Source organism: Nocardioides sp. OK12 (assembly GCF_024341885.1).
Taxonomy (GTDB): Bacteria; Actinomycetota; Actinomycetes; order Propionibacteriales; family Nocardioidaceae; genus Nocardioides; species Nocardioides marinisabuli.
In genome coordinates, this window is the sequence record NZ_BNET01000002.1 from 318,127 (window position 1) to 331,031 (window position 12,905).

At 72.3% G+C, this 12,905-nt stretch carries 13 protein-coding genes and 1 tRNA gene; 10 read left to right on the forward strand and 4 right to left on the reverse strand.

Annotation, left to right across the window (positions count from 1 at the left end):
• Positions 1 to 5: 5 nt before the first annotated feature.
• The 6 genes from panD to OCU29_RS05675 all read left to right on the forward strand — a co-directional run bounded on the left by panD (position 6) and on the right by OCU29_RS05675 (position 7,318).
• The gene (gene panD / locus OCU29_RS05650) at positions 6 to 425 is read left to right on the forward strand and encodes an aspartate 1-decarboxylase (RefSeq protein ID WP_261819132.1); all 420 of its coding nucleotides are present in this window, start codon (positions 6 to 8) and stop codon (positions 423 to 425) included.
• Positions 426 to 475: 50 nt separating this feature from the next.
• Positions 476 to 2,197 carry an L-aspartate oxidase gene (locus OCU29_RS05655; RefSeq protein ID WP_261819133.1) on the forward strand — a complete coding sequence of 574 codons (1,722 nt, stop codon included), beginning with the start codon at positions 476 to 478 and terminating at the stop codon, positions 2,195 to 2,197.
• Positions 2,194 to 3,099: a carboxylating nicotinate-nucleotide diphosphorylase gene (gene nadC, locus OCU29_RS05660; RefSeq protein ID WP_261819134.1), complete on the forward strand. Its 906-nt coding sequence runs from the start codon at positions 2,194 to 2,196 to the stop codon at positions 3,097 to 3,099. The genes OCU29_RS05655 and nadC overlap by 4 nt, the downstream gene beginning before the upstream one ends.
• A gap of 3 nt (positions 3,100 to 3,102) precedes the next feature.
• Positions 3,103 to 3,894 carry a type III pantothenate kinase gene (locus tag OCU29_RS05665; RefSeq protein WP_368858949.1) on the forward strand — a complete coding sequence of 264 codons (792 nt, stop codon included), beginning with the start codon at positions 3,103 to 3,105 and terminating at the stop codon, positions 3,892 to 3,894.
• Positions 3,895 to 4,247: 353 nt separating this feature from the next.
• Positions 4,248 to 4,592, forward strand: coding sequence for an Lsr2 family protein (locus OCU29_RS05670; RefSeq protein WP_179615248.1), 345 nt, complete (start codon positions 4,248 to 4,250; stop codon positions 4,590 to 4,592).
• Between the two features lie 158 nt (positions 4,593 to 4,750).
• Positions 4,751 to 7,318, forward strand: a complete 2,568-nt coding sequence (locus OCU29_RS05675; protein ID WP_261819135.1) for an ATP-dependent Clp protease ATP-binding subunit — start codon at positions 4,751 to 4,753, stop codon at positions 7,316 to 7,318.
• 73 nt (positions 7,319 to 7,391) lie between these two features.
• Here the strand turns inward: OCU29_RS05675 and OCU29_RS05680 are convergent, their stop codons facing one another.
• The gene (locus OCU29_RS05680; RefSeq protein WP_306799009.1) at positions 7,392 to 8,273 is read right to left on the reverse strand and encodes an A/G-specific adenine glycosylase; all 882 of its coding nucleotides are present in this window, start codon (positions 8,271 to 8,273) and stop codon (positions 7,392 to 7,394) included.
• 63 nt (positions 8,274 to 8,336) lie between these two features.
• On the opposite strand from OCU29_RS05680, the gene OCU29_RS05685 reads away from it, so the two are divergent.
• The gene (locus OCU29_RS05685; RefSeq protein WP_261819137.1) at positions 8,337 to 9,125 is read left to right on the forward strand and encodes a hypothetical protein; all 789 of its coding nucleotides are present in this window, start codon (positions 8,337 to 8,339) and stop codon (positions 9,123 to 9,125) included.
• Here OCU29_RS05685 and OCU29_RS05690 read toward each other — a convergent pair.
• Positions 9,122 to 9,817 carry an HAD family hydrolase gene (locus OCU29_RS05690; protein ID WP_261819138.1) on the reverse strand — a complete coding sequence of 232 codons (696 nt, stop codon included), beginning with the start codon at positions 9,815 to 9,817 and terminating at the stop codon, positions 9,122 to 9,124. The two genes, OCU29_RS05685 and OCU29_RS05690, sit on opposite strands and share 4 nt — an antisense overlap.
• A gap of 126 nt (positions 9,818 to 9,943) precedes the next feature.
• Between OCU29_RS05690 and OCU29_RS05695 the strand changes: the two genes are divergently transcribed.
• Both OCU29_RS05695 and OCU29_RS05700 read left to right on the forward strand, forming a co-directional pair.
• Positions 9,944 to 10,228 carry a Rho termination factor N-terminal domain-containing protein gene (locus tag OCU29_RS05695; protein WP_179615253.1) on the forward strand — a complete coding sequence of 95 codons (285 nt, stop codon included), beginning with the start codon at positions 9,944 to 9,946 and terminating at the stop codon, positions 10,226 to 10,228.
• 12 nt (positions 10,229 to 10,240) lie between these two features.
• Positions 10,241 to 10,462 (forward strand): hypothetical protein, encoded by a 222-nt coding sequence (locus OCU29_RS05700; RefSeq protein WP_179615254.1) that lies wholly within the window; start codon positions 10,241 to 10,243, stop codon positions 10,460 to 10,462.
• On the opposite strand, the gene OCU29_RS05705 is transcribed toward OCU29_RS05700, so the two are convergent.
• A complete protein-coding gene (locus OCU29_RS05705; RefSeq protein WP_261819139.1) occupies positions 10,459 to 11,442 on the reverse strand; it encodes a TIGR03557 family F420-dependent LLM class oxidoreductase in 984 nt (327 codons plus the stop codon). The two genes, OCU29_RS05700 and OCU29_RS05705, sit on opposite strands and share 4 nt — an antisense overlap.
• Positions 11,443 to 11,805: 363 nt before the next feature.
• On the opposite strand from OCU29_RS05705, the gene OCU29_RS05710 reads away from it, so the two are divergent.
• On the forward strand, positions 11,806 to 12,453 hold the full coding sequence (locus OCU29_RS05710) for a response regulator transcription factor (RefSeq protein WP_179615256.1): 648 nt from the start codon (positions 11,806 to 11,808) through the stop codon (positions 12,451 to 12,453).
• A gap of 255 nt (positions 12,454 to 12,708) precedes the next feature.
• Here the strand turns inward: OCU29_RS05710 and OCU29_RS05715 are convergent.
• Positions 12,709 to 12,781: transfer RNA gene (locus tag OCU29_RS05715), tRNA-Lys, on the reverse strand.
• Positions 12,782 to 12,905 lie beyond the last annotated feature (124 nt).

Genomic DNA, 12,905 nt, shown 5'->3' on the forward strand with positions numbered 1-12,905 from the left:
TCCGCATGCTGCGCACGATGATGAAGAGCAAGATCCACCGCGCGACGGTGACCCAGGCCGACCTGCACTACGTCGGCTCGGTGACCGTCGACGAGGACCTGCTCGACGCCGCCGACCTGCTGGCCGGCGAGCTGGTGCACATCGTCGACATCACCAACGGCGCCCGGCTCGAGACGTACACGATCGCCGGCGAGCGCGGCTCGGGCGTGATCGGCATCAACGGCGCCGCCGCCCGCCTGGTCCACCCCGGCGACCTGGTCATCCTGATCGCCTACGCCCAGCTGGAGACCGCGGAGGCCAAGGAGCTGCAGCCGCACGTGGTCTTCGTCGACGGCGACAACAAGATCATGGCCACCGGCTTCGACCCGGCCGAGACCTTCGACGGCCCCGGCCTGGTGCGCGGCGACGTCACCGCCGACCGCTGAGCCGCGGCGCCCGCCCCGGCCGACGACGCGCCTGCGACTAGCCTGACCCGATGCCCACCACCCGCCCCGTACGCCGCGTGCCCGGCCGCCTCACCGCGCCCGAGCCCGGCTGGACGACCTCGGCCGACGTCGTGGTCATCGGCTCCGGCATCGCCGGCCTGACCGCGGCCCTGCGCCTCAAGGACGCGCTGGCACCCGGCGAGAAGGTCCTGGTCGTCACCAAGGACGTGCTCTCGGCGGGCTCCACCCGCTGGGCGCAGGGCGGCATCGCGGCGGCCCTGGGCCCCGAGGACACCCCCGAGCAGCACGAGCACGACACCCTGGTGGCCGGTGCCGGCGGCTGCGACCTCGAGGCGGTGCGGGCGCTGGTGACCGAGGGCCCCGAGGCGGTGCACGAGCTGATCGCGCTCGGCGCGCAGTTCGACCTCGACCCCCACGGCGAGCTGTCGCTGACCCGCGAGGGCGGCCACCACCGCGACCGCATCGCCCACGCCGGCGGCGACGCCACGGGCGCGGAGATCCAGCGCGCCCTGGTCGCGGCGGTCGAGCGGGCCCCCGAGATCGAGGTCGTCCAGCACGCGCTGGCCGTCGACCTGCTGCTGGCCGCCGACGGCGGCGTCGCCGGGCTGACCCTGCACGTGATGGGGGAGGGCCAGCGCGACGGCGTCGGCGCGGTGCTGTGCCGCTCGGTGGTGCTGGCCAGCGGCGGCCTGGGCCAGGTCTTCTCGCAGACCACCAACCCCGCGGTCTCGACCGGCGACGGCATGGCCCTGGGCCTGCGGGCCGGGGCGACCCTGCGCGACCTGGAGTTCGTGCAGTTCCACCCGACCGTGATGTACCTGGGCCCCGACTCCGTGGGCCAGCAGCCGCTGATCTCCGAGGCGGTGCGTGGCGAGGGCGCGGTGCTGGTGGGCCCCGACGGCGAGCGCTTCATGCAGGGCGTCCACCCGCTGGCCGACCTCGCGCCCCGTGACGTGGTCGCGAAGGCGATCATGCGCCGGATGCTCGAGACCGGGCTGCCGCACATGTGGCTCGACGCGACCGGCATCGGCGGCGACGAGGGCGCGGCCGCGTTCTGGGAGCGCCGGTTCCCGACGATCCTCGCGGTCTGCCGCAGCCACGGCGTCGACCCGGTCACCGACCTGATCCCCGTCGCCCCCGCCTGCCACTACGCCTCGGGCGGGGTGCGCACCGACGTGTGGGGCCGCTCCGACGTGCCGGGTCTCTACGCGACCGGCGAGGCGGCCTGCTCGGGCGTCCACGGCGCCAACCGGCTGGCCTCCAACTCGCTGCTCGAGGGCCTGGTCTTCTCGCGCCGCATCGCCACGGTGCTGCCCGGCGAGCTGCGGCCCTGGGCCGACCCCGCGCCCGACGGTCGCACCGCGGGCCTCGTCGCCGCCGGGGTACGCCGTCGCGTGCAGGAGGTGATGAGCTCGCGGGTGGGCGTGCTGCGCACGGCCGCGGGTCTCGACGAGGCCACCGCCGAGCTGGACGCGCTGGCCGGCACCCCCGCCGACACCGTCGACGTGGCCGCCTGGGAGGCCACCAACCTGCTCACCATCAGCGCCGCGCTGGCCGACGCCGCGACCCGCCGCGAGGAGACCCGCGGCTCGCACTGGCGCGAGGACCACCCCGAGCGCGACGACGCCGACTGGGCCGGCCACCTCGACGTGGTGATGCGCGACGGCGTCGGCACCGTCGAGTTCGACCCCGCCCCCGCCAGCGACGCCCTCGTCGCGGCCGGCGCCGGCGCCACCGAGGAGACCGCATGATCGCCCGTACCGCCCTGCACGACCTGCCGCGCGGCCTGGTCGAGGAGCTCGCCGAGGCGGGCCTCGACCCCCGTGCCGTGCACGCCCACGTCGCCGACGCCTTCGAGGAGGACCTCCCCGGCGGCGCCGTCGACGTCACCAGCGCGGCGATGCCGCCGATGGGCCACGCGGTCGCCGACGTGGCTTCCCGCGAGGACGGCGTGGTGGCCGGGCTCGGCGTCGCCGAGCTGGCCTTCCGCTACGGCCTGGGCGACGACCTCGAGGTGCTGCACCGGGTGCCCGACGGCACCCGGGTGCGCCCGGGCGACGTGGTGATGACCGTCGCCGGACCGGTGGCGGCGGTGCTGACCGCCGAGCGCACCGCCCTGAACTTCGCCTCCCACCTCTCCGGCGTCGCGACCGCGACCGCCGCCTGGGTCGCCGCCCTCGAGGGCACCTCGGCCCGGGTGCTCGACACCCGCAAGACCCTGCCGGGCTGGCGCTCGCTGCAGAAGTACGCCGTGCGCTGCGGCGGCGGGCTCAACCACCGCATGAGCCTGGTCGACCGGGCGATGGTCAAGGACAACCACGTCGTCGCCGCCGGGGGCGTCGTCGAGGCCTACCGCGCGGTGCGCGCCGCCAGCCCCGAGGTGCGCGTCGAGGTCGAGGTCACCGACCTCGACCAGCTGCGCGCGGTGCTCGAGGCCGGCTGCACCGAGGTGCTGCTCGACAACATGGACGACGCCACCATGGCCGAGGCGGTGCGCCTGACCGCCGGCCGCGCCACTCTCGAGGCCTCCGGCGGGCTGACCCTCGAGCGCGCCGGTGCGGTCGCCGCCACCGGCGTCGACTACATCTCCGTGGGCGCGCTGACCCACTCCGTGCGCGTCTTCGACCTCGGCCTCGACTTCCGCGAGGGCTGAGCCGTGGTGCTGCTCGCCGCCGACATCGGCAACGCCCACACCGTCCTGGGGCTCCTCGAGCCGGCGGTCGACGGGCCCGGGCACGACGTGCTGGCGCACTGGCGGGTCGGCACCGACGAGCGGCGTACGGCGGACGAGTGGGCGGTGCTGCTGCGCGGCCTGCTGGGGCGCCACACCTCCGAGATCGAGGGGTTGGCGGTCTGCTCGACGGTCCCGTCGGTGCTGCACGAGTGGCGCGACATGCTCGCCTCGCACTTCGACGACGTACCGCGGGTGGTGGTGGAGCCGGGGGTGCGCACCGGCATCCCGGTGCTGATGGACAACCCCCGCGAGGTCGGCAGCGACCGCATCATCAACGCGCTGGCCGTCGCGACCCTGCACTCCGGCCCGGCGGTGGTCGTCGACTTCGGCGGCACCGCCACCACCTTCGACGTGGTCAGCGAGAAGGGCCAGTACGTCGGCGGCGCGATCGCCCCCGGCATCGAGATCAGCCTCGAGGCGCTGGGCCGTCGGGGCGCGCAGCTGCGCAAGGTCGAGCTGGCCCGCCCCCGCTCGGTGATCGCCAAGAACACCGTCGAGGCGTTGCAGTCGGGCATGGTCTTCGGCGCCGCCGCCCAGGTCGAGGGCATCGTGCACCGCATGGTCGGCGAGCTCGGGGTGGACGCCGCCGACGTCACTGTGGTCGCCACCGGCCACCTCGCCCCGCTGGTGCTGGAGGAGTGCTCGGTCTTCACCGTGCACGACCCCTGGCTGACCCTGCGCGGCCTGGGCCTGGTCTTCGACCGCAACCGCTGACCTCCCCGCGCAGCCCCCCCGGGTCGTGGGCCGGGTCGTGGTCCGGCTCGTGGGTCGTGGACGCGCCCTGGCGCGTCCGTGGGCACACGAATAGGGCCACGACCGAAACCACGACCGAAACCACGACCCGAAACACGACCCGGTTTATCGGATAGCCGCGGAGGGGTTTCCCTCGGCAAGGAACATCGGATTCCGGCGCGATTCCCGCATTGCCGGTTAAGAAACTCACGACAATTGTTTGCGCGTCGACGGTAATGGCATGATGACGAGAGTTCCGGCGCTTTCCCGAGGTATTCCACCGGCGGGCGGTGCCGAATTGACATCCCGTTCCACCGACAGCAAGGAATGAACAAATGGCGCAGAAGGTCCAGATCATCCTCGAGGACGACCTCGACGGCACCGAGGCCTCCGAGACCGTCTCCTTCGCCCTCGACGGCACCTCCTACGAGATCGACCTGACCGAGGAGCACGCCGCCGAGATGCGCGACGCGTTCGCCCGCTACGTCGGCCACGCCCGCAAGGTCTCCTCCTCGCGCCGCGGCTCGGGGCGTCGTACGTCGTCGTCGGGCTCCCCGGCCAACGGCTCGGGCCCGAGCACCAAGGACATCCGCGACTGGGCGCGCGAGCAGGGCATGGAGGTCTCCGAGCGGGGCCGGGTGAGCAGCGAGGTGCGCGAGGCGTACGACGCCGCGCACTGACCGGCTCGACCCGCACCACCCGGAGGCCCGTTCGCTGTCAGCGGACGGGTCTTCGGTCGTGAGGGGGAACGCGTAGGCTGTTCGTGGGGTTGGAACAAGTGTCTCCACCGCTCGAGCATCGGGCGGGGAACCCCCACACAGCTTGAGGAGCGATGCCCATGTTCGAGCGGTTTACCGACCGAGCCCGCAGGGTGGTCGTGCTGGCCCAGGAAGAGGCCCGCATGCTCTCCCACAACTACATCGGCACCGAGCACATCCTGCTGGGCCTGATCCACGAGGGCGAGGGCGTGGCCGCGAAGGCGCTGGAGAGCCTCGACATCTCGCTCGAGGCCGTGCGCGCCCAGGTCGAGGAGATCATCGGCCAGGGCCAGCAGGCGCCCAGCGGCCACATCCCCTTCACCCCGCGCGCCAAGAAGGTGCTCGAGCTCTCGCTGCGCGAGGCGCTCCAGCTCGGCCACTCCTACATCGGCACCGAGCACATCCTGCTCGGGCTGATCCGCGAGGGCGAGGGCGTGGCCGCGCAGGTGCTGCAGAAGCTCGGCGCCGACCTCAACCGCGTGCGCCAGCAGGTCATCCAGCTGCTCTCCGGCTTCCAGGGCAAGGAGTCCACGGCCTCGGCCGCGGCCGCGACCTCCGGTGCCGGCGAGGCGCCGTCGTCGTCGCTGGTGCTCGACCAGTTCGGGCGCAACCTGACCCAGGACGCCCGCGAGGGCAAGCTCGACCCCGTCATCGGGCGCGACCAGGAGATCGAGCGGGTCATGCAGATCCTCTCGCGGCGCACGAAGAACAACCCGGTGCTGATCGGCGAGCCGGGCGTCGGCAAGACGACCGTCGTCGAGGGCCTGGCGGCCGACATCGTCAAGGGCAACGTGCCCGAGACGCTGAAGGACAAGCAGATCTACACCCTCGACCTCGGCGCCCTGGTCGCCGGTTCCCGCTACCGCGGTGACTTCGAGGAGCGCCTGAAGAAGGTGCTCAAGGAGATCCGCACCCGCGGCGACATCGTGCTGTTCATCGACGAGATCCACACCCTCGTCGGCGCCGGCGCGGCCGAGGGCGCGATCGACGCCGCCAGCATCCTCAAGCCGATGCTGGCCCGCGGCGAGCTGCAGACCATCGGTGCGACCACGCTCGACGAGTACCGCAAGCACCTCGAGAAGGACGCCGCGCTCGAGCGCCGCTTCCAGCCGATCCAGGTCGCCGAGCCGTCGATCGCGCACACCATCGAGATGCTCAAGGGCCTGCGCGACCGCTACGAGGCGCACCACCGGGTCACCATCACCGACGAGGCGCTGGTCTCGGCCGCCACCCTGGCCGACCGCTACATCTCCGACCGGTTCCTGCCCGACAAGGCCATCGACCTCATCGACGAGGCCGGCTCGCGCCTGCGCATCCGCCGGATGACCGCGCCCGCCGACCTGCGTGAGTACGACGACAAGATCGACGAGGTGCGCCAGAAGAAGGAGGGCGCGATCGACGGTCAGGACTTCGAGGCCGCCGCCCGCCTGCGCGACGAGGAGAAGCAGCTCATCCTCAAGAAGGCCGAGCGCGAGAAGCAGTGGCGCGCCGGTGACATGGACGAGGTCGCCGAGGTCGACGAGGAGCTGATCGCCGAGGTGCTCGCCGTGGCGACCGGCATCCCGATCGTGAAGCTCTCGGAGGAGGAGTCCTCGCGGCTGCTCAAGATGGAGGACGAGCTGCACAAGCGCGTCATCGGCCAGGACGAGGCCGTCAAGGCCCTCTCCCGCGCCATCCGACGCACCCGTGCCGGCCTCAAGGACCCCAAGCGTCCCGGTGGTTCCTTCATCTTCGCCGGCCCCTCGGGTGTCGGTAAGACCTGGCTGTCCAAGACGCTCGCGGAATTCCTCTTCGGTGACGAGGACTCGCTGATCCAGCTCGACATGAGCGAGTTCTCCGAGAAGCACACGGTGAGCCGTCTGTTCGGTTCTCCTCCGGGTTACGTCGGTTACGAAGAGGGTGGCCAGCTCACCGAGAAGGTGCGGCGCAAGCCGTTCTCGGTGGTGCTGTTCGACGAGGTCGAGAAGGCGCACCCCGATATCTTCAACAGCCTCCTGCAGATCCTCGAGGAAGGCCGTCTGACCGATTCCCAGGGTCGCGTGGTCGACTTCAAGAACACCGTCATCATCATGACCACGAACCTCGGTACCCGAGACATCGCCAAGTCGGTGCACCTGGGCTTCAACCAGGGCGGCGACGCGGCGGGCTCCTACGAGCTGATGAAGAACAAGGTCCGCGACGAGCTCAAGCAGCACTTCCGGCCCGAGTTCCTCAACCGGGTCGACGAGACCATCGTCTTCCCGCCGCTCTCGCGCGAGCAGATCATCCACATGGTCGACAACATGGTCGCCTCGGTGGAGCTGCGCCTGCGCGACCGCGACATGGGCCTCGAGCTGACCCAGGCCGCGAAGAACCTGCTCGCCGAGCGGGGCTTCGACCCGGTCCTGGGTGCGCGACCGCTGCGCCGCACGGTGCAGCGCGAGATCGAGGACACGATGGCCGAGAAGATGCTCTTCGGCGAGGTCGGCCCCGGTCAGATCGTGCTGGTCGACGTGGAGGGCGAGGGTGCTGCGGCGACCTTCACCTTCACCGGCCAGAAGGTCGCGGCGCTGCCCGACGTCCCGCCGCTCGAGGTGGCGGGTGCCGTCGAGGGCTCCGAGGACGAGGGCCCGACCGACGTGCCCAAGGGTGGCCCCGCTCCCGAGTGAGGCGCCTGAGCACAGGCTCGTGACGAGTGCCCCGGACCGGTCGGTCCGGGGCACTCGTGCGTCTCAGGGCCGCTCAGGGCAGTGCGTACACGTCGACCGCGACCTGCGCGACGAGACCGTCGGCGACCAGTCCGGCCAGGCAGCGGGTGCGCTGCTCCGCATCGGGCCACACGACGTCCAGCGCCGAGCGGTGCACCGGGGCGTGGCTCTCGCGCAGCACGGCCATCAGCCGCCCCCGGCACTGGCGGTCGGTGCCCTCCCAGGCCTGCGCGCGCCGCGGCGGGCCGTCGTACGCCGGGTGGCCGGCCAGGCGCCAGGCGCACCGGTCGGCGACGGGGCAGGCCGCGCAGCGCGGGCCGGTGGCGGTGCAGACGAGCGCGCCGAGCTCCATCACCGCGACCGCCCAGGTCGCGGCCGTGGCGTCGTCGGCGGGCAGCAGCACGGCGGCCGCGTCGCGCTCGGCACGGGTCACCGACCGCGCGGGCCACTCGACGCCGCCGACGGCGCGGGCCAGCACCCGGCGCACGTTGGTGTCGAGCACGACGTGGCGGCGCCCGAAGGCGAAGCTGGCCACGGCGGCGGCGGTGTAGTCGCCCACCCCGGGCAGCGCGATGAGGTCGTCGTAGTCGGCCGGCACCTCGCCGTCGTGGTCGGCGACGATCGCGGTCGCGGCGGCGTGCAGGCGCAGGGCGCGGCGGGGGTAGCCGAGGCGGCCCCAGGCCCGCACCGCCTCCCCGGTCGGTTCGGCCGCCAGGTCGGCCGGCGTGGGCCAGCGCTCGAGCCACGCCTCGTGCACCGGCAGCACCCGCTTGACGGGGGTCTGCTGCAGCATCAGCTCGGAGACCAGGACCGACCAGGGCGAGGCCTCCGGCCGACGCCAGGGCAGGTCGCGCTGGTGCTCGTCGTACCAGTCCAGGACCGGGGTGTGCAGCTCGCTGGTGGGCATCGGGGACATTCTCGCCGCCGCCGCGGAGCGCCTCGCCGAGACCCCCGTCGACGCTGGCTAGATTGACGCCCCATGAGCACCATGACCCGGGGACCCCTCGCGCCCGCGGTCTACTGGCGTCGCCGCCTGGTGGTGATGCTGGTGGCCCTGCTGATCCTCTTCGGTGGAGCCCGTCTCCTCGGCCTGGGTGGCGGCGACGAGGCCGCCGACGAGCAGCTTGTCCAGAGCTCCGCCGAGACCGAGGTCGGCGAGGAGGACGAGAGCCAGCCCTCCTCGACGCTGCCGACCAGCGACGCGGGCGCGACCAGCGGCGACGGCGCCGGCACCACCGGGGGCAAGGGCGGCGCCAAGGCGAAGGCGAAGAAGGCCAAGGCGACGACGCTGCCGGAGCCGGTCGGCACCTGCCTGCCCAGCGACGTGAAGGCGCAGCCGGTGATCGACTCGGCCGTCGCCGGTCGCGAGGTCGCGATCACCCTCGAGCTGAGCACCCGCGATGCGGTGGCGTGCACCTGGGAGGTCTCCCCGGGCGACCTGACCATGAAGATCACCTCGGGCCCCGACGAGATCTGGACCAGCCGCCAGTGCCCGAAGGCGGTGCCGACCAAGGAGGTCGTGCTGCGCAGCTCGGGCACCACGACCGTCGAGGTCGCCTGGAGCTCGCGCCGCTCCGACGACTCCTGCAGCAAACTGACCGACTGGGCGCTCCCGGGCTTCTACCACGTCACCGCCGCCGCGCTGGCCGGTGAGCCGCGCGACGTGCAGTTCGAGCTGGTGGCCCCGGTGGCGCCCACGATCACCGCCTCGCCCGAGCCCCAGCCCGACGCCGACGAGAAGAAGAAGGACAAGAAGGACCGGGACTAGCCCTGCGAGCGCCCCAGCAGCGTCTCGTCGAGGTGCTCGAGCAGGTCGCGCGGGGTGTCGTGGACGCTCGCGGCCCCGGCCTCGAGGAGCTCGGCGGTGCTGATGCCGCCGGTGTGCATCCCGAGGCAGGCGACCCCGGCGCGCCCCGCCGACTCCACGTCCCACACGGTGTCGCCGAGCATCACCGCGCGCCGCGGGTCGACGGAGCCGAGCGCCACCTCGACCAGGTCGGGGGCGGGCTTCGACTCGTCGGCGTCGCCGCCGGCGACGCGGTCGTGCAGCAGGGACGCGCCGCCCTCCACGAGGTCGAGCAGCCGCTCGCTGAGCTCCTTGTCGGCCGAGCTGGCCAGCACCAGCGTGAAGCCGCGGGTGCGCAGCTCCTCGAGCAGCTCGGCGGCGCCGTCGGTGGCCACGATCTCGTGGAAGCGCTCGTCGAGGCGCTCCTTGTGGCGCGCGCGCACCTCGTCGCCGACGGCGTTCTCGACGCTCTCCCCGGCCACGGCGGCGACCAGGCGGTCCCCGCCCATGCCGATGGAGCGGTGGATGCGGTGCGAGGCGACGTCGACGCCGACGTCGCGGAACGCGGCGCGCCAGGCGGTGGTGTGCTGGTAGACCGAGTCGACCAGGGTGCCGTCGAGGTCGAGCAGGACGGTGTCGATGCGGGAGTCGCTGCCGGCGTCATTCGAGGTCATGCGTGCCACCGTCGCACGCCGTCGGGGGAGTGCCTTCACCCCGAGGGGCGTGGGTGCGGCCGGTGGCGGCTCCTAGCGTCGTGGACGTCCACTACTGTCGAGCGACACCGCACCGAGGAGGACCCGATGCCCACCAACAGCAACGGCAACGACGAGCCCGGCCCGAGCGTCAAGGACGACGAGCTCTACGAGAAGCTGCGCGACGAGGGGAACAGCAAGGAGAAGTCGGCGCGGATCGCCAACGCCGCCGCCTCCTCCTCGCGCTCCGAGGTCGGCAGCCGCGGCGGGTCGTCGCCGGCGTACGAGGACTGGACCGTCGAGGAGCTGCGCGAGCGCGCCTCCGAGCTGGAGGTCGAGGGCCGGTCGTCGATGACCAAGGACGAGCTGATCGACGCCCTGCGAGAGCACTGAGGAGCCCCACCCGTGACGAACCGCTCTGCCGAGCCCTCCACCGACCTCGAGCCCGCCGACGTCCTCTGGTTCGTCGTCGCGGTCGGCTTCTACGCGCTGGCCGCGCTCCCCGCGGCGTGGGCCCTCAACGCCATCCTCGACGACGGGCGCGCCGACTACCTGCCGGTCCTGGTGCTCGTGGTCGTGACCGCGGTCGTGGCCCGGGTCAGCCCCTTCGCGCTGCGCGACCGCTAGCCGAGCCGGGCCCGGAGCTTCTCCAGCAGCGGCCCGGCGGCCTCGTCGAGGAAGCGCTGCTGGCCCTCGTCGCCGACCTGGACGAGCGCCACGTCGGTGAAGCCGGCGTCGGCGAAGGCCGAGACCGACTCGACGATCTTGTCGAGGTCGGGGCCGCAGGGGATGTTCTCGGCGACGTCGTCGGGGCGCACGAACTGGGTGGCGCCGGCGAAGCCGGCCGTCGTGGGCAGGTCGGCGTTGACCTTCCAGCCACCGGCGAACCAGCGGAACTGCGCGTGCGCCCGCTCACGGGCGGCCGCCTCGTCGGGGTCCCAGCAGATCGGGATCTGCCCGATGGCCCGGGCGCCGTCGCCGATGCGCGGGGCGCCCTCGACACCGTTCCACGAGGCGACCAGGTCGGGGTCGGGCTCGACCGCGATCAGGTCGTCGGCCAGCGGCGCGAAGCGCTCGACACCCTTGTCGCCGGCCACCGCCAGCGCGAGGCGCACCGGCTCGTCGGGCAGGTCCCAGACCCGCGAGGAGTCGACGTCGAAGTGCTCGCCGCGGTAGGTCACCAGGTCGCCGGCGTGCAGGGCCCGGATGATCTCGACGGCCTCGACCAGCATCTCCTGGCGGGTGTCGACCGCCGGCCAGCCGTGCCCCACGGTGTGCTCGTTGAGGTTCTCGCCGCTGCCCAGGCCCAGGGTGAAGCGGCCCTCGCTCAGCAGCGCCATGGTCGCCGCCTTCTGGGCCACCACGGCCGGGTGGTACCTCATCGTCGGGCAGGTGATGTAGGTCATCAGCTCGACCCGCTCGGTCACCTGGCTGACCGCGCCCAGCACCGACCAGGCGTACGGCGCGTGGCCCTGCTCGGTGAGCCAGGGGCTGAAGTGGTCGCTGGAGACCTCGAAGTCGAAGCCGACCCGCTCCGCCGCGGCGGCGTACCGCACGAGGTCGCGGGGGCCGCTCTGCTCGGTCATCAAGGTGTACCCGAATCGCATTGCACCGACGCTAGGAAGCGCTGGCCCCGCCCCTGCTCACCCGGTCGGGTTCGTCCTGAGGGGTGGAACTGAGGGGTCGAGGGGGTGCATCTGCCCGTTTCACCCGCGAGGATGACCGCAGCGGCCCATCATGGCTGTTGTCTGAGCCCTGGGACACCGACCGGTGGTCCGCGGGGCGGGACTCACGCAGTCCGTGCGGGGGGCGCAGCAGGACCCGCGACCACCGGTCGTGGCACGACCGGCTCTCGCGAGTCTGCACAAGCATTGGACAGATCGACGCCGCGCGGGACAAACCTCACCTGCGGGGGTGAAAGTCGCGCTCCGGGCCTCGGGGTCGGGGCCGAACACGAGTACGTTCGAGGGGTGTCTACCTCTCGTCCCGTCCGTGTGGCCCTCATCGACAACTACGAGGTGTCCGTCGCGGGCCTGCGGGCGCTCCTGGCTCCCTTCTCCGGACGGGTGCACCTCCTGGAGCTCCGCTCGGCGATGAACAAGCCGTCCGCGGTCGACGTGATCCTCTACGAGCCCGTCCGGCAGTCCCCGACCACGCAGGGGATGCTGCGCGACCTGGTCCGCGCCTCGCAGAAGCAGGCGATCGTCTACTCCTGGCGCGACCAGGAGGGCGAGCTGCGCGGGTCGTTCGCAGGTCACCTGTCCAAGGCCCTCCCGGTCGCCGAGCTGGTCTCGGCGCTCGAGGGGATGGCCGACGGCAGCGACATGACCGTGCGCCGCCGGATGCCGGCCGACCCGGGCCCGCTCAGCATCGTGGCCCGCTCCTCGGTGGCCGACTACGAGCTGACCCCGCGCGAGGCCGAGATCCTCGCCCTGGTCACCCAGGGCCTGACGAACTCCGAGATCGGCGGGCAGCTCTACCTGAGCATCAACTCGGTCAAGACCTACATCCGCGCGGCCTACCGCAAGATCGAGGTGACCCGTCGCGCGCAGGCCGTGGCCTGGGGCATGGAGCACGGTCTGGCCCCGTTGAGCGAGCGCCAGCCGGTCGGCGTCTGAGACGATCTCCCTTTGGGCACCGAGAAAGCCCGAAAGGTTTGTTAGTCTCCTCCGCGAACGTACGAGGTTCACTCCTCGACCGGGTGAAGCATCACCAGCGCCGGGTGATTTCGATACGTCTGCGTGTGGCCTCGAGCCGCACCCCACACGGTGGGCCCCGACGCTAGCGGGGCCCACCGTCGTGGTTCTCAGGCACTCAGATGCCTTGTTCCCCCGCCCAGACGGTCCCAAACCTGGGAGACGTGGTCACGTCGGTGGGCCCCGTGGGACTCGAACCCACAACCAAGAGATTAAAAGTCTCCTGCTCTGCCAATTGAGCTAGAGGCCCGCGCACGCCGGATGCTACCGAGGTGTCAGGCGGGCCGAGAAGTCAGGCGCAGCCGGCGGGCGACGTGGTCGCACGGCCGCAGTCCGCACAACTCCGAACAGCCCCGAGACCGTGAACGTCTGCG

Bases quoted from the DNA above. Each gene is read 5' to 3' on its own strand.
- panD (WP_261819132.1), top strand. From the start codon at position 6: ATGCTGCGCACGATGATGAAGAGCAAGATCCACCGCGCGACGGTGACC.
- OCU29_RS05675 (WP_261819135.1), top strand. From the start codon at position 4,751: ATGTTCGAGCGGTTTACCGACCGAGCCCGCAGGGTGGTCGTGCTGGCC.
- OCU29_RS05685 (WP_261819137.1), top strand. From the start codon at position 8,337: ATGAGCACCATGACCCGGGGACCCCTCGCGCCCGCGGTCTACTGGCGT.
- nadC (WP_261819134.1), top strand. From the start codon at position 2,194: ATGATCGCCCGTACCGCCCTGCACGACCTGCCGCGCGGCCTGGTCGAG.
- OCU29_RS05690 (WP_261819138.1), bottom strand. From the start codon at position 9,817: ATGACCTCGAATGACGCCGGCAGCGACTCCCGCATCGACACCGTCCTG.
- OCU29_RS05695 (WP_179615253.1), top strand. From the start codon at position 9,944: ATGCCCACCAACAGCAACGGCAACGACGAGCCCGGCCCGAGCGTCAAG.
- OCU29_RS05705 (WP_261819139.1), bottom strand. From the start codon at position 11,442: ATGCGATTCGGGTACACCTTGATGACCGAGCAGAGCGGCCCCCGCGAC.
- OCU29_RS05680 (WP_306799009.1), bottom strand. From the start codon at position 8,273: ATGTCCCCGATGCCCACCAGCGAGCTGCACACCCCGGTCCTGGACTGG.
- OCU29_RS05655 (WP_261819133.1), top strand. From the start codon at position 476: ATGCCCACCACCCGCCCCGTACGCCGCGTGCCCGGCCGCCTCACCGCG.
- OCU29_RS05670 (WP_179615248.1), top strand. From the start codon at position 4,248: ATGGCGCAGAAGGTCCAGATCATCCTCGAGGACGACCTCGACGGCACC.